At 72.1% G+C, this 20259-nt stretch carries 22 protein-coding genes; 6 read left to right on the forward strand and 16 right to left on the reverse strand.

Annotation, left to right across the window (positions count from 1 at the left end; translation table 11 throughout):
* Positions 1-3 precede the first annotated feature (3 nt).
* A complete protein-coding gene (locus tag ACGFZK_RS26560; RefSeq protein ID WP_393851360.1) occupies positions 4-1248 on the reverse strand; it encodes a GNAT family N-acetyltransferase in 1245 nt (414 codons plus the stop codon).
* Between the two features lie 45 nt (positions 1249-1293).
* Positions 1294-1869, reverse strand: a complete 576-nt coding sequence (locus tag ACGFZK_RS26565) for an AmfC protein (protein WP_393851361.1) — start codon at positions 1867-1869, stop codon at positions 1294-1296.
* Between the two features lie 136 nt (positions 1870-2005).
* On the opposite strand from ACGFZK_RS26565, the gene dtd reads away from it, so the two are divergent.
* Positions 2006-2431, forward strand: a complete 426-nt coding sequence (dtd, locus tag ACGFZK_RS26570) for a D-aminoacyl-tRNA deacylase (protein ID WP_385154459.1) — start codon at positions 2006-2008, stop codon at positions 2429-2431.
* A 30-nt stretch (positions 2432-2461) separates the two neighbouring features.
* Here dtd and ACGFZK_RS26575 read toward each other — a convergent pair whose 3' ends face one another.
* The 12 genes from ACGFZK_RS26575 to ACGFZK_RS26630 form a co-directional block, all read right to left on the reverse strand.
* Positions 2462-3430, reverse strand: coding sequence for a YgfZ/GcvT domain-containing protein (locus ACGFZK_RS26575; protein ID WP_393851362.1), 969 nt, complete (start codon positions 3428-3430; stop codon positions 2462-2464).
* Positions 3431-3451: 21 nt separating this feature from the next.
* Positions 3452-3907: a Fur family transcriptional regulator gene (locus ACGFZK_RS26580; protein ID WP_393851363.1), complete on the reverse strand. Its 456-nt coding sequence runs from the start codon at positions 3905-3907 to the stop codon at positions 3452-3454.
* A 69-nt stretch (positions 3908-3976) separates the two neighbouring features.
* Positions 3977-4549: an FABP family protein gene (locus tag ACGFZK_RS26585; RefSeq protein WP_030011198.1), complete on the reverse strand. Its 573-nt coding sequence runs from the start codon at positions 4547-4549 to the stop codon at positions 3977-3979.
* 268 nt (positions 4550-4817) lie between these two features.
* Positions 4818-5774 carry a hypothetical protein gene (locus tag ACGFZK_RS26590; RefSeq protein WP_393851364.1) on the reverse strand — a complete coding sequence of 319 codons (957 nt, stop codon included), beginning with the start codon at positions 5772-5774 and terminating at the stop codon, positions 4818-4820.
* On the reverse strand, positions 5771-6685 hold the full coding sequence (locus ACGFZK_RS26595; RefSeq protein ID WP_393851365.1) for a hypothetical protein: 915 nt from the start codon (positions 6683-6685) through the stop codon (positions 5771-5773). The genes ACGFZK_RS26590 and ACGFZK_RS26595 overlap by 4 nt, the downstream gene beginning before the upstream one ends.
* Positions 6682-7386: a hypothetical protein gene (locus tag ACGFZK_RS26600; protein ID WP_393851366.1), complete on the reverse strand. Its 705-nt coding sequence runs from the start codon at positions 7384-7386 to the stop codon at positions 6682-6684. The genes ACGFZK_RS26595 and ACGFZK_RS26600 overlap by 4 nt, the downstream gene beginning before the upstream one ends.
* 197 nt (positions 7387-7583) lie before the next feature.
* Positions 7584-7847 carry a DUF3099 domain-containing protein gene (locus tag ACGFZK_RS26605; protein ID WP_189973161.1) on the reverse strand — a complete coding sequence of 88 codons (264 nt, stop codon included), beginning with the start codon at positions 7845-7847 and terminating at the stop codon, positions 7584-7586.
* Between the two features lie 145 nt (positions 7848-7992).
* Positions 7993-8283, reverse strand: coding sequence for a DUF1416 domain-containing protein (locus ACGFZK_RS26610; protein WP_030011783.1), 291 nt, complete (start codon positions 8281-8283; stop codon positions 7993-7995).
* 59 nt (positions 8284-8342) lie between these two features.
* Positions 8343-9188, reverse strand: a complete 846-nt coding sequence (locus tag ACGFZK_RS26615) for a sulfurtransferase (protein WP_393851367.1) — start codon at positions 9186-9188, stop codon at positions 8343-8345.
* A 419-nt stretch (positions 9189-9607) separates the two neighbouring features.
* A complete protein-coding gene (locus tag ACGFZK_RS26620; protein WP_393851368.1) occupies positions 9608-10324 on the reverse strand; it encodes a DUF2993 domain-containing protein in 717 nt (238 codons plus the stop codon).
* A gap of 63 nt (positions 10325-10387) precedes the next feature.
* Positions 10388-11854 (reverse strand): hypothetical protein, encoded by a 1467-nt coding sequence (locus ACGFZK_RS26625; protein WP_393851369.1) that lies wholly within the window; start codon positions 11852-11854, stop codon positions 10388-10390.
* A gap of 10 nt (positions 11855-11864) precedes the next feature.
* On the reverse strand, positions 11865-12119 hold the full coding sequence (locus ACGFZK_RS26630; protein WP_393851370.1) for a MoaD/ThiS family protein: 255 nt from the start codon (positions 12117-12119) through the stop codon (positions 11865-11867).
* Positions 12120-12580: 461 nt separating this feature from the next.
* Here ACGFZK_RS26630 and ACGFZK_RS26635 point away from each other — a divergent pair, with 461 nt between their 5' ends.
* Positions 12581-13408, forward strand: a complete 828-nt coding sequence (locus tag ACGFZK_RS26635) for a response regulator transcription factor (protein WP_393851371.1) — start codon at positions 12581-12583, stop codon at positions 13406-13408.
* A 24-nt stretch (positions 13409-13432) separates the two neighbouring features.
* Positions 13433-14455 carry a LacI family DNA-binding transcriptional regulator gene (locus ACGFZK_RS26640; protein WP_393851372.1) on the forward strand — a complete coding sequence of 341 codons (1023 nt, stop codon included), beginning with the start codon at positions 13433-13435 and terminating at the stop codon, positions 14453-14455.
* A gap of 7 nt (positions 14456-14462) precedes the next feature.
* Here ACGFZK_RS26640 and ACGFZK_RS26645 read toward each other — a convergent pair whose 3' ends face one another.
* Positions 14463-15512 (reverse strand): MerR family transcriptional regulator, encoded by a 1050-nt coding sequence (locus ACGFZK_RS26645; RefSeq protein WP_393851373.1) that lies wholly within the window; start codon positions 15510-15512, stop codon positions 14463-14465.
* A 129-nt stretch (positions 15513-15641) separates the two neighbouring features.
* Between ACGFZK_RS26645 and ACGFZK_RS26650 the strand changes: the two genes are divergently transcribed.
* From ACGFZK_RS26650 to ACGFZK_RS26660, 3 genes are all read left to right on the forward strand, one after another.
* On the forward strand, positions 15642-16880 hold the full coding sequence (locus tag ACGFZK_RS26650) for a S1C family serine protease (protein WP_393851374.1): 1239 nt from the start codon (positions 15642-15644) through the stop codon (positions 16878-16880).
* A gap of 144 nt (positions 16881-17024) precedes the next feature.
* Entirely contained in the window at positions 17025-17759 is a 735-nt protein-coding gene (locus ACGFZK_RS26655) for a response regulator transcription factor (protein ID WP_393851375.1), read from the forward strand.
* Complete coding sequence (locus ACGFZK_RS26660) at positions 17756-19195, forward strand: sensor histidine kinase (protein WP_393851376.1); 1440 nt, start codon at positions 17756-17758, stop codon at positions 19193-19195. Before ACGFZK_RS26655 ends, ACGFZK_RS26660 begins: the two co-directional genes overlap by 4 nt.
* On the opposite strand, the gene ACGFZK_RS26665 is transcribed toward ACGFZK_RS26660, so the two are convergent.
* Positions 19175-20071, reverse strand: a complete 897-nt coding sequence (locus ACGFZK_RS26665; protein WP_393851377.1) for a phosphatidylinositol-specific phospholipase C — start codon at positions 20069-20071, stop codon at positions 19175-19177. The two genes, ACGFZK_RS26660 and ACGFZK_RS26665, sit on opposite strands and share 21 nt — an antisense overlap.
* Positions 20072-20259: the final 188 nt, after the last annotated feature.

The following is a 20259-nucleotide window of genomic DNA, read 5'->3' on the forward strand; positions in this document are numbered from 1 at the left end:
GGATCAGAAGATGTCCGGACACCACGGACGGCGCGCCGTACGGAACACCGCGTCCGCCAGCAGGGCCGCCCCCGGCCGCTCCTGCGCCACTTGGCCCAGCGCGGCCAGCCGCACCGCCGACGCGTCGCCCAGGTACAGGGAGCCCAGCGCCGCCACGTCCAGGCGGAGGTCCGCCGCCTCCTCGGTCCGCTCGCACGTGCCGGTGCCCGCGTCCAGCCGGTAGCGGCCCGCCGCCGGACCCGTCTCGTCGGTCACCTCCAGGACGAGCACCCCGGGCACCTCGTACGTCCGCGCGCCCAGCGCCCGTACGACGTCCAGTACGCGCACCCACAGGAAGTCCGCGGCGGAGACGACCCGGGCCGACCGCGGGTCGGGCAGCAGCTGCGGGCAGAGGTCGTCGGGGGCGCGATAGCCGGTGCGGACCTTCTGCACCCAGTCGATGGAACACAGGAACTGCCACAGGGCCCGCTCCGCCTGCGGGGTGACCGCGACCAGGTCCAGGACCTGCACGGTGTTCTCCGGGACCTTCGCGTCCGCCCAGTGGTCGTCGGCCCTGTAGGCGGCGAAGCCGGCCGCCTCCCCCTCGGCCGTCCGGTACACGGCGTGGAACTTGTCCTTGTAGGGGCGGTACGACCACTGCTCCAGGCCGGTCACCAGATTCCACCAGCGGTCGTTCCGGTTCACGGCCCCGGGCGTCAGCGCCCGCAGCCGCTCGTGCAGCTCCGGCCCCACCCGCCGCAGCTCCTCCACCTCCACCAGCTCGATCCGCCCGCCGTCCACGGGCGCCGACAGCCTCCGGTCCAGGCCGGTGCGCGGTACGTCGATCTCCCATTCCACGAGGGAGGCCGCGGGCCCGAAGCCGTAGCGCCCGTAGATCGGGTACTCGGCGGCGATCAGCGTGGCCAGCGCGTCGCCGCGCGCCTCGGCCGCGGCGAACTCGGCGGCCATCATCCGGGTCAGCAGACCCTGACGGCGATGCGTGGGCAGCACGCCCACGTTGGAGACGGCGGTGGAGCGGACGGCCGCCCCGCCGGGCACGGTCAGTTCCTGCGGGAAGGAACCCAGGGCCGCCACGCAGCGACCGCTGTCGGAGTCGAACGCTCCCTGCATCCGGGAGAAGTCGCTGTACTTGGCCCGCTGCGCTATGTCGGCGTCGGTCACGCGGTTCGCGGTCAGGAAACCGGTGTGCACGGTGCGCAGCCAGTCGGGGAGTTCGGATTCGGCGATCGGCCGGACGTCAGCACTCATAGCCGCCCACGCTAATCTCCCGACCGCCGCCGGTCGCCCGATTTTCTACGCCAGCAGGTCGTCCACCTGCGCCTCGCCCTCCCGGTACCGGCGAGTGATCTCGGCACTGCAGCCGTCCACCGTGCGCTGGAGCTGCTGGCGGCGCCGCGAGACCTGCTGCTCGTAGCGCACCAGGCGCCCCATTCCGTCGTGCAGCTCGTCGTCGGTGCGGGCGCCCAGGTCCGAGAGCTCCACGTCGGACAGCATCTCCGCCGCCAGCAGCCGGTACTCCTCGCTGTGCGGGGTGCCGAGCGTGACGTGCCGGGCGGAGGCGCTGCGGCTGGAGGGGGCGTCGGCGAGGATCACCGAGAGCCGGTCCACCACCGGCGTCTCGGGGTCCGTGCGCCGGGCCAGCTCGGCGCGCAGGATGTCGATGCGGCCCTGGAGCAGTCTGCGTACATAGCTCAGATCGGCCTCGTCGCGCTGCGCGTCACGGCGCAGCGCGCGCAGTTCCCGCAGCCCGAGCGCGGTGGCCGGGGCCGGCGGGCCCTGCGTCTCGGCCGTGCGCTGCGCGGGCGGTCGTACCGCGGCAGCTGCGACGGAAGCGGGTGATGCAGGTACGGAGGTACCAGAAGTATTCATACGAACGAGTCCGTCCCCTCGACCGGTGCGGCGCACCCGCACCGCCTGCGTGCATCGTGCCACTCTCCGTGGCCCCCATGCAGTCCCACTCCACCCGATCGGCCCCGGACGGGTGCACGCCTGGTACACAGGTGGTATGCGAGCAGTGGTGCAGAGGGTGGACGGCGCGAGCGTCGTCGTGGGCGGCGAGACCGTGGGCGAGATCGTCGGCGAGGGACTGTGCGTGCTGGTGGGGGTGACCCACGACGACACCCCGGAGAAGGCTGCGGTGCTGGCGCGCAAGCTGTGGTCCGTACGGATCCTGGAGGGCGAGAAGTCCTGCAGTGACAACGGCGCACCGCTGCTGGTGATCTCCCAGTTCACGCTCTACGGCGACGCCCGCAAGGGCCGCCGCCCCACCTGGAACGCGGCGGCGCCCGGCCCGGTGGCCGAGCCGCTGGTCGACGAAGTCGTGGCCCAACTGCGCGCGCTGGGCGCGACGGTGGCGACGGGCCGGTTCGGTGCGGACATGCGGGTCTCGCTGACCAACCACGGCCCGTTCACCCTCGTCATCGACGTCTAGGACGGGGCGGCGCCTTAAGGGGCTACGGGGCTACGGGGCTACGACGACCTCCTGCGCGGCGGCCGTCTTCCCGGCCAGCAGCGGCGCGTCGACCGGCACGTTCCGCTTGACCAGCGCGAGCGCGATCGGGCCCAGCTCGTGGTGGCGGACGGCGGTGGTCACGAAGCCCAGCTGGCGGCCCTCCTCGCCGTCCGCGGCGAGCCGCAGCGGGGTGCCGTGCGCCGGGAGCAGCACCTCCGAGCCGTCCAGGTGCAGGAAGACCAGGCGGCGCGGGGGCTTCCCCAGGTTGTGGACGCGGGCCACCGTCTCCTGGCCGCGGTAGCAGCCCTTCTGCAGGTGCACGGCGGTGCCGATCCAGCCCAGCTCGTGCGGGATCGTCCGGTGGTCGGTCTCCAGGCCGAGCCGCGGCCGGTGCGCCTCGACCCGCAGGGCCTCGTGGGCGAGCAGGCCCGCGGCCGGGCCGTGCGCGGCGGCGAAGGACTCCAGCTCGGCGCGGGGCAGGAAGACGTCACGGCCGTACGCGGTCTCCCGTACGGCGTGCTTACCGCCGACCTCGGCGATGGAGCCGGCCGGCAGGTGGACGATCGCGAACTCCTCGGTGCGGTCGGCGACTTCGACGCGGTAGAAGAACTTCATGGACTCCAGGTAGGCGATCAGGTCGCCCTGGGTACCCGGCTCCACGTGCGCCCACGTGGTCTCGCCGTCGTCGACGAGGTAGAGCGCGTGCTCGATGTGCCCGTTGGCGGAGAGGATCAGTGCCTCGGTGGCCTGCCCGGCCGGCAGTTCGGTGAGGTGCTGGGTGAGCAGCAGGTGCAGCCAGCTCAGGCGCTCCGGCCCGCTGACCGTGACGACCCCGCGGTGCGAGAGGTCGACGAAGCCGCGCCCCTCCGCGAGGGCGCGCTGTTCGCCGTACAGCTCGCCGTAGTGGGCGGCGACGCCCTCGTCACGGCCTTCGGCCGGTACGGCGCCGGGAAGAAAGAGCAAGGGGCTGCTGGTCATGGGACCAAGCGTACGACCCTGCTACGACTGGGCGGCACGCTGCTCGGCAGCGCACTTGCGGCACAGGCCGAAGATCGCGAAGTGCTTCATGTCGGTCTCGAAGCCGAAGGTGGCCCGGAGCTTCGCCGTGAACTCGGCGGCGACGTCCACGTCCGCCTCGATGACCTCGGCGCAGTCGCGGCAGACCAGGTGGATGTGGTGGTGCCGGTCGGCGAGGTGATAGGTGGGGGCCCCGTGCCCGAGGTGGGCGTGCGAGACGAGCTTGAGCTCCTCCAGGAGCTCCAGGGTCCGGTAGACGGTGGAGATGTTGACCCCGGAGGCGGTCTTGCGCACCTCGACGAGGATCTCGTCCGGAGTGGCGTGCTCGAGGGCGTCGACCGCCTCCAGCACGAGCTGGCGCTGCGGTGTCAGCCGGTATCCGCGCTGCCGCAGGTCGCTCTTCCAGTCAGAGCTTTCGGTTTCCACGCTGCTCCCCACCCGGCCAGTGTATGCGTGTGAAGGGGACCACGGTCGATCCCGTGGTCCCCTTTCGCACACCCTGTGGACTCAGCGGAAGAAGGCGATGCCGTCGTCCGGCATGTCCGGGAGGTTGCGCGCCATCTCGGCGACCTCCTCGGGCGTGACGACCTTCTTCAGCTGGGCCGACATGTACGGGCGCAGCTCGACGTCCGGGGTGGCCTTCTCGCCGACCCACATGAGGTCGCTCTTCACGTAGCCGTAGAGCCGCTTGCCGCCGCTGTACGGGCCGGAGGCCGCGGTACGGGCGACGGCGTCGGTGACCAGGTCGATCTGGGGCTTCTGGTCGGCGAGCTCGCCGTACCAGACCTCGACGACGCCCTGGTCGCGGACCATGACGATCTCGACCTTGCGGTCCTTGTCGATGCGCCAGTAACCCGACTCGGACTCCAGCGGGCGCACCTTTTTGCCCTCGGCGTCGAGGACCCAGGTGTGGGAGGTGTACTCCAGGAAGTCCCGGCCGTCGTGGCTGAAGACGACTTCCTGGCCGAAGTTGCACTTCTCCTCACCGGGGAAGTCGAAGACTCCCGCACCCTCCCAGTTGCCGAGGAGGAAGGCGAGGGGGACGAGGCCCGGGTTCAGGTCGGACGGGATCTGGATCATGAATGGCAGCTCAGGCGATCTGTGGGAGGGGTTCCGGGGCGGTCTGCTGGGCGGACGCTCAGCGCTGACCCTGGTACAGCTTCTTGACGGCCAGGCCGGTGAAGGCCATGACGCCGACGCAGACCAGGACCAGCAGGGAGGTGAAGACTGCCTCAAGCACGGGGTGCTCCTCGGAATTCGTTCATGGGGTACGGGCCGGTTCCCAAGCCTACTGGCCCGGGGCCGGGCGCACGGTGTGAGGTGGCCCGTACCCGTCGGACCCCCGCGGTCAGCTCAGCAGCTGGCTCTGCAGGATCACGGTCTGGTGGAAGGGAACCGGGGCCACCTCGCCCTTGCGGGTCTGGATGACCATGCCGAGGACGTCACCCGTCCGGAGGCACCCGATCTTGCTCTGCTCCTCGCCGAGGAGGGGCTTCACCTCCTGGTACACGCTGAGGTCGGTGCCGTCGAAGTTGGCCGCCCCCGGGAAGTCCAGCGTGGTGCTGTTCATCTGCGTGTTCTTGGCCTTGCTCCAGACGTCGTCCAGGTCGAGCGCCGAGACGCCGTTGAACCGCGCGTTGGTGTCGCAGCCCTTGAACGCGTCCACGAAGGGCGACGAGTGGAAGCGCAGCAGGTACACGTGCGTACGCGTGCCGTCCGCCGTCGTCCAGCCCCGGCCGGCGATCTGCCGCAGCCCGTCCCATTCGAGGGACTGCTTCAGCTTCTCGCGGGCCTCGGGCGTGTACTCCTCCAGGAAGGTGTCGGTGGACACCGTCCCGTCCTTGTCCGCCTTGACCGCGTCGTCGGCCTTGGCGCCCTCGGGAGCGGGCAGCAGCAGGCCGGTGAGCTGCGCGTAGTGCGTCCCGTCCTCGTTGTCCGGGCCCTGGGGCACCGGGGCGCCGGCGGGCAGGGCGGGCCGGGACAGCGCCGGGAACGTCCAGCGGCCGTCGTCCTCGGTGGAGAGGCCGGGGATGTCGGTGCGGTCGGGCTGGGTGAACCCGTACGCGACCCCCGTGCCTACGGCGGCGAAGACGGCGACGGCGGCGGTCCAGCGCAGGGCGGCGAACAGCCCCCGCCGGTCCTTGGGCGGGGCGGGCCGGGTCGCCCAGGGGTTGGGCTCGGCCTCGGGCGCGGCCTCCGGGGCCTCGGGGGCCGCGGTGGTCTGCGGGGCGGGCGAGGGCTCGGCGGCGGGCGCGGGCGCGGGCACGGCCTCCGCCTCGGTGCCGGTGGTGGTCTGCTCGCTCACGCGGACTCTCCGGGGGACTTGAGGTGGTCGAGTTGCTGCTTGAACAGGCCCGCGGCGTCCTTCACCGCGAATCCCTTGCTCCCGTACATGCGGAAGGTCACCAGGACGTCCCCTTCGACGGCCACGCAGTCGAGGGCGTCGATCCTCTCCTTGCCGTCCTTCCCGCCGGTGATCGAGTCGTCCAGCCCGCACTTGGCCTGCGGATAGCCCTCGACCTGGGGCGCCTTGCCGTCGGCACCGGTGAACTCGATGAGCTTCTTGGCGAACTCACCGAACTTGGCGAGCTGCTGCGGATCGGCCTGGACGAGCCGGATCTCGGCGACGGCACCGCCGCTGCCTTCGCCACGCGCATAGCTGCGCCCGGCCATGCCCTTGAGCTTCAGGTCCGCCAGCGTCTTGTCCCGCTCGGTGCGCTCGCTGCTGGAGAGGCCCGTACGGGCGTCCTTGAAGCTCTGCAGCGCCTTGTCGCTCGGGAGGAAGTAGTCGTTGCCCTCGGGGTCGAGGTCGGGGCCGGGCCAGTAGTCGGCGGGCAGCGGCATCAGCTTGCCCGTCAGCTCGTTGGGGGGCACGGACGGCACCGGGGCCGCCGAGCCGCCGGTCGTGTGGTCCTCGGGCACCCAGTACCGCGTCGGCGAGGTCCTGTCGGCGCCCGCGAGCGCGGCCGCGGCGGCGACACCGGCGCCCGCGAGGACGAGGACGCCCACGGCCGCCGAGACCAGTGCGAGCGTCTTGCGGTTCGTCTTGCGCGCCGGCGCGGCTGCGGGTGCGGCTGCGGGTGCGGCTGCGGGTGCGGCTGCGGGCTCGACCGCCTCGGCCGCCGCGATCACGGGCCGGGGCGCGGGCTCGGGCTCGGGCTCGGCGTGCTGTGCGGTGTCCGGCACGGCGTCGATTGCGTTCTGCTGCTCGCTCACAGCCGCTCCATCTGTCGCTTGGCCAGCTCGGCCAGGGTCTTCTCGTCGATCTCGCCGCGGTTGTTCGTGTATTCGATGATCGCCACGATGTCGCCGCGGCGGATCAGGGCGCGGCCCTGCCGGATCGGGTGGTAACCGGGCTCCTCGTGTGCTTCGGAGTCGATCCACATGTGCCCGAAGTCCGCCGGAGCGCCCGGGAGCTCCTTGCCCGTGTTGCCTGCGAAGTCCTTGTCGGGCATGTACTGCGCCATGTCCGTGTAGAAATCGTCGGCGCCGACGCGGTCGCGGAACTGAAGCAGGTTGATCTCGACGAAGTTCCGGTCGTTCTCGGCCCACCGGGCGGTGGCGAGGCGCTTGGCCTGCCGGACGAGCGAGCCGACCCCCACGGAGGGCTTGAGGAAGTAGTCCGCGGCGAAGGTGTCCGGGGACACGGGTCCCGAGAAGCTGTCCTGCACGCCGCCGGGGACGTCCACCAGCTTCTTGGCCAGGTCCTCGTCCGCCTTGTGCCAGCGGTTGGCGTTGATCGAGCGCCGGCTCGTCGAGTCGTTCATGGCGGCCGGCTTCGGCGCGGCCATCTTCTGCTGGGCCAGCGGCGGGAGCGGGGTGGGATCGCGGTGGTACTGGACCGCGTAGCCGGTGATCGTCCCGGCGAGCACGCCGAACGCGGCCGCGCACGTGATCAGGAGGGTCGTGCGCCCCATCCGGCGGCGCGGGACCGAAGTGTCCGACTCCGGTGCACTGTCCTCCCCTTTCCGCTGCTCAGGGATGGTCTGTTCGTGTTCCAAAGGGGTCCCCCACAAGCCTGGAGGCGCAGGTTGATTACCCGCGCGTACCCCATGACCCGCACCGGAGGGGAGCAGTTGTACGCACGTAGATCACAGTCTCGTCTCGCGAGGTTTCAGTCCTCGTGACGCCGCTTTCCGTCCAGTTCGTCCCACCACTCGTCGGACTTCGGATCGCCCGAGGGGTCGTCCCACCAGCGGTCGTCCGGGCCTCGCCGGTTGGCGATCATCGCGGCGACCGGTGGGATGACCATCGCGACCACGCACATGGCCACCGCCGCCTCGACCGACCACAGGCGCACGAAGGCCCAGGCGGAGACGAAGAGGACCAGGCATCCGCCCATGAGCAGGAAGTAGGCGCGCCGGCGCCGGGCGTACATGAGTCCAGCGTAGATCCGGCGCCCCCGAGCGCAAGCGACCGGACGGGCGCGGACGGCACGAAGGGCCGCACCCCGTTCCAGTGGCGTCCAACCCCCGGGGGTGCGGCCCTTCGGCCGTTCGTTCAGGCGATCACACGGGCGGTGCTCAGACCGCGATCGCCACGTCCGTCACGCCGCCGGCCTCGGCGACGACCACGGCACGGTCCGCCTGGGCACCCGGGACGAGCGCCCGCAGCGTCCAGGAGCCGGTGGCGGCGTAGAAGCGGAACTGGCCGGTCGCCGAGGTCGGGACCTCGGCGGTGAACTCACCGGTCGAGTCCAGCAGGCGGACGTAGCCGGACACCGGCTCGCCGTCCTTGGTGATCTGACCCTGGATCGCGGTCTCACCGGGCTTCAGCGTCGCGAGGTCGGGCCCGCCGATCTGTGCTCCACACATGTTCTCTGTCCTGTCCTGGAGAGGTCGTACTACAGGGCGTCGCGTGCCCGGTGGTCTGGTTACTTGTTGGGGCCGAGCTCGATCGGCACGCCGACGAGCGAGCCGTACTCGGTCCACGAACCGTCGTAGTTCTTGACGTTCTCCTGGCCCAGGAGCTCGTGCAGCACGAACCACGTGAGCGCGGAGCGCTCACCGATACGGCAGTAGGCGATGGTGTCCTTCGCCAGGTCGACCTGCTCCGCCTGGTACAGGGCGGTCAGCTCGTCGTCCGACTTGAAGGTGCCGTCGTCGTTGGCGTTCTTCGACCACGGGATGTTGCGGGCGCTCGGCACGTGGCCGGGGCGCTGCGACTGCTCCTGCGGGAGGTGCGCCGGGGCGAGGAGCTTGCCGGAGAACTCGTCGGGCGAACGGACGTCGACCAGGTTCAGGGAGCCGATCGCGGCCACGACGTCGTCGCGGAAGGCGCGGATGGAGCTGTCCTGGGCCTTGGCCTTGTACTCGGTGGCCGGACGGTTCGGGACGTCCTTGCCGTCGACCAGGTCGCGGGAGTCGAGCTCCCACTTCTTGCGGCCGCCGTCGAGGAGCTTCACGTCCTGGTGGCCGTAGAGCTTGAAGTACCAGTAGGCGTAGGACGCGAACCAGTTGTTGTTGCCGCCGTAGAGGACGACGGTGTCGTCGTTGGAGATGCCCTTGGCGGAGAGGAGCTTCTCGAAGCCCTCCTGGTCCACGAAGTCGCGTCGGACCGGGTCCTGGAGGTCGCTCTTCCAGTCGATCCGGACGGCGTTGGTGATGTGGTTCTTGTCGTACGCGGACGTGTCCTCGTCCACCTCGACGATCACGACGTTCGCGTCGTTCAGGTGGGCCTCGACCCAGTCGGCGTCTACGAGGACGTCGCTGCGGCTCATGGTGTTCTCCTCCGGGGCAGTGTGCGGCGGGGCTGTGCGGGTGACGCGTACTGCGTGCCTGCGGGTGCCTCGAGGTCCTGCGCGGGGAGGCGTCAGGTGATCAGGAGGCTGGTGCGGTCACGCGGGAAAGGCCGTAGGGCCGTCGTCCGGTCGATGGAGCGGAAGCGCTCACAGGTCACATGGATCGACAGAGCATGGCGGCGACGCGACACAGGTCTACTGCCCGTCGCTGCGTGAGGTCCGCCTGCTGATGCTTCATAGCCAGGATCGTAGGGACGAATCAGCCGCCCTGTCACCGGCGTGTCATATATCGAGACAGGATCGTCCGAATAGTGGGATACGAGCGCCCCGGGCGGCCGCCGCGCCGCCCCCGGGACCCGTCGCGCGGCCCGTCCTTCTGCGGATCGGACCGCGCTGTCTCACGATCCGGCCACCACCACGTTCGAGCCGCCCAGCGTGAGGTGCACACCGGCTTCGTCCGAGGTCAGGGACGACAGCTGGAGCCCGGCGGGGAGTCCGCTGTCGAGACTGCGGTCGAAGTCCGTCCTCTTGCGGATCAGCTTCTCGACCCCGGGAACGCCCGCGCCCGGCACCTCGTCGGCGCGCACCCGGACGATCTTTCCGCCCTTTCCGTCCGGCGCGTCCTCGAGGGTGACGGTCGACACCACGCTGTGGGTCAGGGTCTTGCCGGCGACGTCCACCGCCGCGGTGACCTTCACCTTGCCCGGCGCGCCGCCGTAGGAGAGGGTCGCGCCGGTCTGCGAGGCCGTCGTCAGGTCGGCGTACGTGATGAGCGCGCTGCCCGTGGCCCGCTCGGCGGTACCGCCGCTGTAGTCACCGTTCAGCTTCACGTGGCGGAAGCTCGCCTCCAGCTCCGAGAGCCGTGTCTTGCGGCCCTCGGCGGCGACGTCGACGCCCTTGAGCTTCAGGTCGACCCGGTCGAGGTCGTGGCTGAGCATCTGGGTCAGGAAGGGGAATCCGTGGACCTCCACCTCCGAGCTGCCGGCCAGGCCCTGGCGCGCCTGTATCCGGTCGGCCAGCCGGTTCTCGACATAGCCGGACGCCCAGCGGTCCACCCCCACGAACAGGGCTCCCAGCACCACTCCGATGATCACAACGACGCGCAGGAAACGCACGTTCCCTCCCCCTACTAATCGGTACGTGCGTTCTAGTTGACCATGCCGCCCGTCGGGCAGGGATCAGCCCACCACCCGGCCGATCAGATACACCGCGGGGGCGGCCGCCGCGAGCGGCAGGGCCACACCGGCCGTCATGTGCACGAACTTCGACGGGTAGTCGTACGCCGCCACGCGCAGTCCGACCAGCGCGCACACCCCGCAGACGAGGCCGATCAGGGCCCCGCCCACACCGACCGGGGTCAGCCCGCCGACGGCGATACCGGCGCCGGCGGCCGCGGCCAGCGAGACGCCGACCGAGGGGACGGTGGGCAGCGGCAGCGCCCGGGCGAAGACGGCGACCGCGACGGCCGCGGCGCCGACCGTCGCGGCGGCGGAGTCGGCGGCGAGGTAGCCGGCGCAGATGATGGCGAGGGCGGCCGAGGCCACCGAGGCCATCAGCCCGTACATCCGCTCGTCGGGGTCGGCGTGGCTGCGCAGCTGGAGGACGAGCGTGAGCAGCACCCAGGCACCGAGGGTGCCGACGATCGCGCCGGGCCCGTAGGTGGAGTCCACCGCGAGCACCGCCACGTCCGCGACCACGGCGCCGGCGAAGGCGAGGGCGATGCCCTGGCGGGCCGGCCACATGCCGTTGAGACGGAACCAGCCGGCCGCGGTGAGGCCCTGGAGGGCGATCAGGGGCAGGAGCAGGGCGTACTGCCCGAGGGCGGCGGCCACGGCGAGCAGCAGCCCGAGGACGGCGGTCAGTATGGCGGGCTGCGGGCCCGGGTCGATGATCGGCGACCGGCCCTCGGCGCGGGCCTGGGCGGGGTCGACGGCACGCAGGGTGTTCCCGGCGAGGGTGGGCGGGGACCAGGAGGCGATCTCCTGCGGCTCCCCGGGTGCCGGGGCCGGGTCCTCGTCCGGGGTGGCCGCCGCCTGGGGCGGGAGGTAGGCGGTCTGCTCGGCGGCGGAGAACTCCTCCACCGGCGGCAGGTAGGCGGTCTGCTCGACGGGCGGCGACTGCTGCTCGGGGCCCGGGTAGGGCGGCAGGTAGGCCGTCTCGGCGCCCTGCGGCCAGTCCTGCGCGGGGGCAGGGGCCGGAGCGGGGGCCGGGGCCTCGTCGCGGAACCAGCCCTCCGGAGCCACCGGCTGCGGCTGCTGCTGGTGCTGCTCGGGGCCCGGGTAGGGCGGCAGGTACGCCGTCTCGGCGCCCTGCGGCCAGTCCTGCGCGGGAGCGGGCGCCGGGGCCGGAGCCTCGTCGCGGAACCAGCCCTCCGGAGCCGCGCCCTGGTACGGATCCGGCGCGGCGGCGGGAGCGGGGGCCGCCGGGGCCTCGTCGCGGAACCAGCCCTCGGGCGCGACCGGCTGCCCGGGCACCGCGCCCAGCGGCGGATGCACCGGCTGGTGGCTGGTGTCCCAGGTGTCGGACTGCCAGGTCTGGGTCCCGTACGGATCCTGCTGCTGGTGTTGCTCCTGCTGGTGTTGCTGCTGCTGGTGTTGCTGCTGCTGCGCGTACTGCTGTCGCTGCTGTTCCTCAGGCGTACTCATCGGCTCCCGCTCACCCGCCCGCGAACGGCGGGAGCACCTCGACGGTGCCCCCCTCGGTCAGCTGGACGGAATCGTGCGGGCGCTTGCCCACAGGCTCGTCGTTCACGAGGAAGGAGCAGCGCAGCAGGACCCGGGTCAGCTCCCCGGGGTGGCGTTCCCGCACGGCGTCGAGCGCCTCGGCCAGTGTTCCCGCCGAGTACGGCTCCTCCGCCGTCTTGGCCGCGGCCTTCGCCGCCGCCCAGTAGCGGATGGTTCCGGTTGCCACTGCAGCTCCTATCGTCGGCTCTCTACCGTCGGCCTCCATGATGGCCCCTCCCACGGCCGACCCCGGCGTGCCCCGACGCGCCGGGTGTGCGCCCGGGTCGCCCCCCGGTCCCGCTCGGCGGGCCCCCGAACCGGTGAATCCCGCTCTCAAGCAGGGCAGGAGCGTGGCATGAACCACAGAAGTGGAAGCGGTAGAAGCCTCGGCCACGAAAGCGCGGGTGGGCTATTCTGCTTGGCGAGAGGATCCGGGCAACGTTGCCCCCGGGTCCTTTTGTGCTTTCAGCGCGTTGAACGAACCGAGAACAGTGGTATCCAGGCGGACCCCAGGGCGCGGGGACCGCAGGGACACCGGGCACACCGTACGAAGCAGTACCGCGCACGTCCTCGACGGGACCGAGGAGGAACCGACGTGATGGACCAGCGAACCGTGCACCACCGTCCGACCCGGGCAGGTGGTCGGTCGTGAGCTCACTCCTGCTGCTCACCAATGCCCTGCAGCCGTCCACCGAGGTGCTGCCCGCCCTCGGCCTGCTGCTGCACAACGTCCGGGTCGCCCCGGCCGAGGGCCCCGCCCTGGTGGACACCCCGGGAGCCGACGTCATCCTCGTGGACGGCCGCCGCGACCTGCCGCAGGTGCGGTCGCTGTGCCAGCTGCTCCGCTCCACCGGACCAGGCTGTCCGCTGATCCTGGTCGTCACCGAGGGCGGCCTGGCGGCCGTCACCGCCGACTGGGGCATCGACGACGTCCTCCTGGACACCGCCGGGCCCGCCGAGGTCGAGGCACGGCTGCGGCTGGCCACCGGCCGTCAGCAGCTGGGCTCGGACGACTCGCCGATGGAGATCCGCAACGGCGATCTCTCGGTGGACGAGGCGACGTACTCCGCGAAGCTCAAGGGGCGGGTGCTGGACCTCACCTTCAAGGAGTTCGAGCTGCTCAAGTACCTCGCCCAGCACCCGGGCCGGGTCTTCACCCGCGCCCAGCTGCTGCAGGAGGTCTGGGGCTACGACTACTTCGGCGGCACCCGGACCGTCGACGTGCACGTACGGCGGCTGCGCGCGAAGCTCGGCCCCGAGCACGAGTCCCTGATCGGCACGGTCCGTAACGTCGGCTACCGCTTCGTCACGCCGGAGAAGGTCGAGCGGGCGGCGGCGGAGGCCGCGGCCCAGGCGGCGGCCAAGGCCGCTGCTCAGACCGCTGCCCAGCCGGCCCCGCAGCCGGCCACGGCCGTCACCCGATCGGCCGAGGACCCTGTGAGCATCCACTCGGCAGGACGCCCTGCCCAGAGGTAGGTCACCCCGCGTAGACTGCCGCGCGTGGCCAAGGTGACGCGGGACGACGTGGCGCGACTTGCGGGTACCTCTACCGCCGTCGTGAGCTACGTCATCAACAACGGACCCCGGCCGGTCGCCCCGGCCACGCGCGAGCGTGTCCTCGCCGCGATCAAGGAGCTGGGCTACCGCCCGGACCGGGTCGCCCAGGCGATGGCCTCGCGGCGCACCGACCTCATAGGCATGATCGTCCCGGACGCCCGTCAGCCGTTCTTCGCGGAGATGGCGCACGCGGTCGAACAGGCCGCCGCCGAGCGCGGGAAGATGGTGCTGGTCGGCAACTCCGACTACCGCACCGAGCGCGAGGTCCACTACCTGCGGGCCTTCCTCGGCATGCGGGTGTCGGGCCTGATCCTGGTCAGCCAGGGCATGAGCGAGCAGGCCGCCAGCGAGATCGAGGCCTGGGACGCGCGGGTCGTGCTGCTGCACGAGCGGCCGGAGGCGATCGACGACGTCGCCGTCGTCACGGACGACATCGGCGGCGCCCAGCTCGCCACCCGCCACCTGCTGGAGCACGGGCACGCGTACGTGGCCTGCATCGGCGGTGTCGAGAACACTCCGTCCGTCGGCGACCCTGTGGCCGACCACGTCGAGGGCTGGCGGCGGGCGATGCAGGAGTCCGGCCGCTCGGTGGAGGGCCGGCTCATCGAGGCCCCGTACAACCGCTACGACGCGTACACGGTCGCCCTGGAGGTCCTGGCGCGGCCCGACCGGCCGACGGCCATCTTCTGCGCCACGGACGACCAGGCGATCGGCGTGCTGCGCGCCGCGCGCGAGCTGCGCATCGACGTGCCCGGGGAACTGGCCGTCGCCGGCTTCGACGACGTCAAGGAAGCCGCCCTCACGGACCCGCCGCTGACCACGATCGCCTCGGACCGCCCGGCGATGGCCCGCGCGGCCGTGGACCTGGTCCTGGACGACGGGCTGCGCGTGGCCGGCTCCCGACGGGAACGGCTCAAGCAGTTCCCGTCGGCCCTGGTGATCCGCCGCTCCTGCGGCTGCCGCTGACCTCGGGTCACGCGTCCAGCGTGCACGGCATCAGCAAGGAGGAGGCCTCCTCGGCGCCGCGGCGCAGGAACACCAGCGGGGCCTTGGGACCGATGTACTCCAGCAGCATGTCGTCCCCGGCGGCGAGCGCCTCCAGGGCGAAGGCGGGGTTGACCCCCACCCGGTCGCCGTGGGCGGCGTCGGAGGTCTCGTCGGCGACGGTCACGGTGCCGTCCGTCAGGACCAGGGCGCACAGATCTCCCTCCTGCCCGCCGAGGGCCTCCCGCAGGGCCGGCACGTCCAGGGTGATGCGCCGCCCCTCGGGGAGCCTCATCAGGCGGCGGTAGTCGGGGAACTCCTCGCCCAGGCCCTGCCCGGCGACCCGGCGCCCCCGGGTCTCCAGCTCGACCCCGTCCCCCGCCACGGTGAGGAGGGCCGCGCCGTCGTCGTTCAGCAGGGCCCGCATGGCGTCCACGAGCGGGGCGGGAACGGTCAGCCGGACCCGCTCGCCGCCGTGGCCGGTGGTGGGCGCGCAGGCCACGGCCATCCGGTAGCGGTCGGTGGCCACGACGTGCAGGTCCGTCCCCTCCAGGTCGAAGAGGACCCCACCGAGCACCGGCAGTTCCGGGTCGTCGCCGACGGCGAACCGTACGGCGTCCAGCGCGGCAGCGAACTCCGCGGCGGGCAGCGTCAGCCGGGTGGCGGGGGTGGTGGTGGTCATGGTGCTCTCCTTGTGTCCGAGTAGCGCGCGTACCGCGGAGAGCGCACCGCGGGCATCGCCGAGCTCGCGCTCCAGCCGCCGCAGGTGCCCGTCCAGCAGGCGGGGCACCAGGCCGGTGTCCCCGCCGGACCAGCCGGCCAGCACGAGCCGGACGTCCGCGAGCGGCATCCCCGCCTGCCGGAGCCGGGCCAGCAGCCGGGCCTCGTCGAGCTGCTCGGGCGCGTACCAGCGGTATCCGGTCGCCGGATCGACCCGGGCGGGCACCAGGACGCCCGCCCGGTCGTAGAACCGCAGGGCGCTCACGCCCAGCCCGCTGACGCGGCCCGTCTCGCCGATGCCGTGCATCTCGCTCTCCACACCCGTGACTCTGGGGCCTCCACCAGGTCGAGGGTCAAGGCCGGTTCTTATTACGGTCATACGCGGTTCTGTCGGGCTTCTCAGGCCGGACTCAGGAAGCTCTCATGATCGGCGGTCAGAGTCATCGTCATGACCGACAGCTTCCGCCGCGAAGGCGAGTACCCGCAGGAGAACAGCCCGGCCCAGCACGCGCCGTTCGGCGAGGACTGGCAGCGCGGGCGCGACCGGCTGGCGCAGGAGACGGGGGTCGGGGCCGGGGCCGCGGCCTACCCGCCGCCGCCCTCGTACCCGCCCGCCGCGCCCACCGCGCCCGGCTGGCACGAGGCGCACCAGCCGCCGGTCATCCGGGGCGGGACGGTCCCGGGCGGCGCCGACGGGGGCGGCGGCCCTCGCCAGCCCGCCCACGCCGCCGCCCCCGCGCCCCGCGCCAAGCGGCCCGTCGCCCTGCTGGCGGCCGTCGCGCTCGCGGCGGCCCTGGTCGGGGGCGGCACCGCGGCCGCCGTCCAGCAGCTGATGGACCGCCAGGCCGGCGGCACCGGTGGGGTCAACGGCACCAACGTCTTGCAGTCCAGCACCGGCACCGTCTCCGGCGTCGCCGAGCAGGTAAGCCCCTCGGTGGTCCGCATCGACGTCCGCACCGGCTCCGGCCAGGGCACGGGGTCCGGCATCGTCGTCACCGCCGACGGCGAGATCGTCACCAACAACCACGTGGTGAGCGGCGCCGCCGAGATCCAGGTGACGATGAGCGACGGCAAGAAGTACCCGGCGAAGATCGTCGGCACCGACCCCGACAAGGACCTCGCGCTGATCAAGCTCGAGGGCGCGTCCGGCCTCAAGCCCGCCAAGCTCGGCGACTCCGGCGGCGTCAAGGTCGGCGACGAGGTCGTCGCCATCGGCTCCCCCGACGGCCTCACCGGCACCGTCACCAGCGGCATCGTCTCCGCGCTGAACCGCGAGGTGAAGGTGCCGAAGTCGGAGCAGCAGTCCCCGCAGAACCGGCAGCAGGACGAGGACGGCTGGCCGTTCTCCTTCGGCGGCCGCCAGTTCAACGGGGACACCGGCTCCGACACCACCTCCTACAAGGCCCTCCAGACGGACGCCTCCCTCAACCCCGGCAACTCCGGCGGCGCCCTGGTCAACATGAACGGCGAGATCGTGGGCATGCCCTCCGCGATCTACTCCCCCTCTTCCGGCAGCTCCACCGCAGGCAGCGTCGGCCTCGGCTTCGCCATCCCGGTCAACACGATCAAGGCCGACCTGGACTCCCTGCGCAAGGGCGGCCCCGGCGGTGCGGGCTCCTCCGGCAACGGCTCGGGCACCGGCAACGGCGGCGGATCCGCCGCCAACGGCTTCGGCACCTCTTACTAGGGGCGTCTTGTCGATCAGGCCGGGGCGGCCGGACACCCCCCAGGGGATGTCCGGCCGGTCCGGACCGTCCGCCCGTCGTGCGAGGCTGGATGCGCCGTCACGTGCCGTACGACACGGCCGACCACCACCCCTGGGAGACCATTCATGAACCCCGCCGAAGGCGAAGCGCGGATCCTCGTCGTCGACGACGAGCCGGCCGTACGCGAGGCCCTGCGCCGCAGTCTCGCCTTCGAGGGGTACGCCGTGCAGACCGCCGTCGACGGGCTCGACGCCCTCGACCGGGCGGCCTCGTACTCCCCCGACCTGATCGTCCTGGACATCCAGATGCCCCGGATGGACGGGCTGACGGCCGCCCGCCGGCTGCGGGCCTCCGGCAGCGTCACGCCGATCTTGATGCTCACCGCCCGGGACACCGTCGGCGACCGCGTCACCGGCCTCGACGCGGGCGCCGACGACTACCTCGTCAAGCCGTTCGAGCTCGACGAGCTCTTCGCCCGCGTCCGCGCCCTGCTGCGCCGCAGTTCCTACGCCGCTCCGCAGGCCGGCGGCGGCGAGGACCGCGAGGACGCGCTGACCTTCGGCGACCTGCGCATGGACCTCGCGACCCGCGAGGTCACCCGGGCCGGGCGGCCGGTGGAGCTGACCCGGACCGAGTTCACGCTGCTGGAGATGTTCCTCGCGCACCCGCGCCAGGTCCTGACCCGCGAGCAGATCCTCAAGACCGTCTGGGGCTTCGACTTCGAGCCCAGCTCCAACTCCCTGGACGTGTACGTGATGTACCTGCGCCGCAAGACCGAAGCGGGCGGCGAGCCGCGCCTCGTCCACACCGTGCGCGGGGTCGGGTACGCCCTGCGCGCCGGCGAGAGCGGGCCCGAGTGAACCCGGGGGCCAGATTCCGCGCGCTGCCGCTGCGTTCCCGGCTCGCCCTGCTGGTCACGGTGGCGGTGGCGCTCGCCGTCGCCGCGGTGGCCGCGGTGTCCTGGGTGATGGTCCGCACCCAGCTCCGCGAGCAGCTCGACCGCTCCCTGATGGCGACGAACGTCGGCGCCGAGGTGGGCCGGACCCTGCAGGACCCCTGCCTCACCCGGCCGCCCCAGCCCAGGCAGGAGATCGCCGGCAATCTGGGCGCGACCGTCCAGATCGTCCTCGCCGACGGCACCCACTGCTGGGTCGCCGGGCCGACCGCCCTGCCGGTGACGGACACCGACAAGGCGATCGCGGCGGGCAAGCGGGGCAAGACCCTGCAGAACGTGACGACCTCCGACGGCGTCGAGATGCGCGTCTACACGATCCCGGTGGCGGCCCCCGCCACCGGCCAGGTCTTCGGCGTCTCCATCGCCAAGCCGCTCGCCGACATCGACAAGCCGCTGTCCACCCTGGCCTGGGTGCTGCTCCTGGTCTGCGGCATCGGGGTCGTCGGCGCGGGCGCGGCCGGCCTGTGGGTGGCCCGTACCGGACTGCAGCCCGTCGACGAGCTGACCGGCGCCGTCGAGCACATCGCCCGGACCGAGGACCTGACGGTACGGATCCCGCACACGGGCGACGACGAGATCGCCCGCCTGTCGCGGTCCTTCAACTCGATGACGGCCGCCCTCGCCTCCTCCCAGGAGCGGCAGGCGCAGCTGATCGCGGACGCCGGGCACGAGCTGCGCACCCCGCTGACCTCGCTGCGCACCAACATCGAGCTCCTCGCACGCAGCGAGGACACCGGCCGGGCCATCCCGCCGGACGACCGGCGGGAGCTGCTGGCCTCGGTCAAGGCGCAGATGACGGAGCTGGCCGCGCTGATCGGGGACCTGCAGGAGCTGTCCCGGCCGGACGCGGCCTCCCCGGGCCCGCTCGGGGTGGTCGCCCTGCACGAGATCACCGGGGCCGCGCTGTCCCGGGCCCGGCTGCGCGGTCCGGAGCTCCGCTTCGAGTCGGACCTGCGGCCCTGGTTCGTCCGGGGCGAGGCGGCGGCGCTGGAGCGGGCCGTGGTCAACGTCCTGGACAACGCGGTGAAGTTCAGCCCGCCGGGCGGCACCGTCGAGGTGACGCTGCGGGCGGGCCGGCTGACCGTACGGGACCACGGTCCGGGCATCCCGGCCGAGGACCTGCCGCACGTCTTCGAGCGGTTCTGGCGGTCCCCGTCGGCCCGCGCCCTGCCCGGCAGCGGGCTGGGCCTGTCGATCGTGGCCCGTACGGTCGCGCGCACGGGCGGCAGCGCCGAACTGCGGGCGGCGGCCGACGGCGGCACGGGCACGGAGGCGGTGCTCCACATCCCGGGGGCGCCGACGCCGCCGCCCTCCGACCTGTCAGTTGTGCCGGATCAGTGAGGCGACCAGGCCGGAGCGGGTGTTCGGGAAGTCCATCGGGACGATGCCGAGCCCGGTGCGGCCGGCCAGTTCGCCTCCGTCGACGAAGCCGTGCACCTGCGGGTTGAGGCGGTCGGAGTTCCAGCGCGGCGGCATGTACGCCGAGGTGCTGACGTAGTTGACGAAGAGCTTGCCGGGCTGCTGGACGGCCCGGCGGAAGTGGTTCTCGATCTTTCCGCGCTTGGCGAAGGGCTCGGCGTTCCAGTCGTCCTGGATGTCGAAGACGTTGCCGTCGCCGTAGCGCAGCCCCGGCAGGCCGCCGTTGTCGGCGAGCAGGACCACCTTCCCGCGGGCCTGGCCGAGGCTGGGCAGGGAGTCCGCGATCCGGAACAGGGACCGCCAGCCGCGGTTGTCCAGGTAGTCGTCGAAGACGGCACGGAAGGTGGCGTCGCTCTCGCCGGAGTACTCCTGCTTGACGCGCATCAGGACGGTCTCGGAGGGGTGCGCGGCGAGGAAGTTCCAGCAGGCGACGAGGACGTCCCCGAACATCAGGTTCTGGTAGAAGGACCCGTGGTGGATCGCGAAGGATCCGCCGGTGACGCGGCAGCGGACGTCCAGGAAGCGGATCCCGGCGTCGAGCTGCTCGGCGATCGAGGTGTTCTGGCAGGCGACGTAGAGCCCGCCGTGGCGGGCGCCCGAGTCGTGGGTGCCGGGGATGGTCATCCGCTGCAGGGCGGTGGCGTCGCCGAGGCCGGCCATCCAGTCCTGGGTGCCGGGGGCCGCGGCCGAGGCGGGTGCCGCTCCGAGCCCGACGGCCGCGCCCGCGGCCAGCGCTCCGACCAGAAACGCCCGCCGGTCCATGCCCGTGCCCATGCCCATGCCCGTGCCCATGCCCATGCCCGCCCCTTTGCCGACCCGGTGATGGCCGGATTATGGCGTGCACACGTCAGCTTTACTACCCACTGGTACTGACTGGTCGGCACGACACCCCCTAGACGAGTAAGTCCGAAGTCCTGGTCAGTGGTCGTAGGCGATGAGTGACCTGGTCAGGGGTGTGGCGTTGGTCCGGTTGTGCCAGATGGCTG

This window comes from Streptomyces sp. NPDC048257, assembly GCF_043201855.1.
GTDB lineage: Bacteria > Actinomycetota > Actinomycetes > Streptomycetales > Streptomycetaceae > Streptomyces.

Excerpts from the sequence above, each read along its gene's own strand:
- ACGFZK_RS26600 (WP_393851366.1), bottom strand. The coding sequence starts at position 7,386 with ATGGGGCGCACGACCCTCCTGATCACGTGCGCGGCCGCGTTCGGCGTG.
- ACGFZK_RS26655 (WP_393851375.1), top strand. The coding sequence starts at position 17,025 with ATGAACCCCGCCGAAGGCGAAGCGCGGATCCTCGTCGTCGACGACGAG.
- ACGFZK_RS26575 (WP_393851362.1), bottom strand. The coding sequence starts at position 3,430 with ATGACCAGCAGCCCCTTGCTCTTTCTTCCCGGCGCCGTACCGGCCGAA.
- ACGFZK_RS26560 (WP_393851360.1), bottom strand. The coding sequence starts at position 1,248 with ATGAGTGCTGACGTCCGGCCGATCGCCGAATCCGAACTCCCCGACTGG.
- ACGFZK_RS26585 (WP_030011198.1), bottom strand. The coding sequence starts at position 4,549 with ATGATCCAGATCCCGTCCGACCTGAACCCGGGCCTCGTCCCCCTCGCC.
- ACGFZK_RS26665 (WP_393851377.1), bottom strand. The coding sequence starts at position 20,071 with ATGGGCATGGGCACGGGCATGGGCATGGGCACGGGCATGGACCGGCGG.
- ACGFZK_RS26615 (WP_393851367.1), bottom strand. The coding sequence starts at position 9,188 with ATGAGCCGCAGCGACGTCCTCGTAGACGCCGACTGGGTCGAGGCCCAC.
- ACGFZK_RS26610 (WP_030011783.1), bottom strand. The coding sequence starts at position 8,283 with ATGTGTGGAGCACAGATCGGCGGGCCCGACCTCGCGACGCTGAAGCCC.
- ACGFZK_RS26625 (WP_393851369.1), bottom strand. The coding sequence starts at position 11,854 with ATGAGTACGCCTGAGGAACAGCAGCGACAGCAGTACGCGCAGCAGCAG.
- ACGFZK_RS26565 (WP_393851361.1), bottom strand. The coding sequence starts at position 1,869 with ATGAATACTTCTGGTACCTCCGTACCTGCATCACCCGCTTCCGTCGCA.
- ACGFZK_RS26650 (WP_393851374.1), top strand. The coding sequence starts at position 15,642 with ATGACCGACAGCTTCCGCCGCGAAGGCGAGTACCCGCAGGAGAACAGC.
- dtd (WP_385154459.1), top strand. The coding sequence starts at position 2,006 with ATGCGAGCAGTGGTGCAGAGGGTGGACGGCGCGAGCGTCGTCGTGGGC.
- ACGFZK_RS26605 (WP_189973161.1), bottom strand. The coding sequence starts at position 7,847 with ATGTACGCCCGGCGCCGGCGCGCCTACTTCCTGCTCATGGGCGGATGC.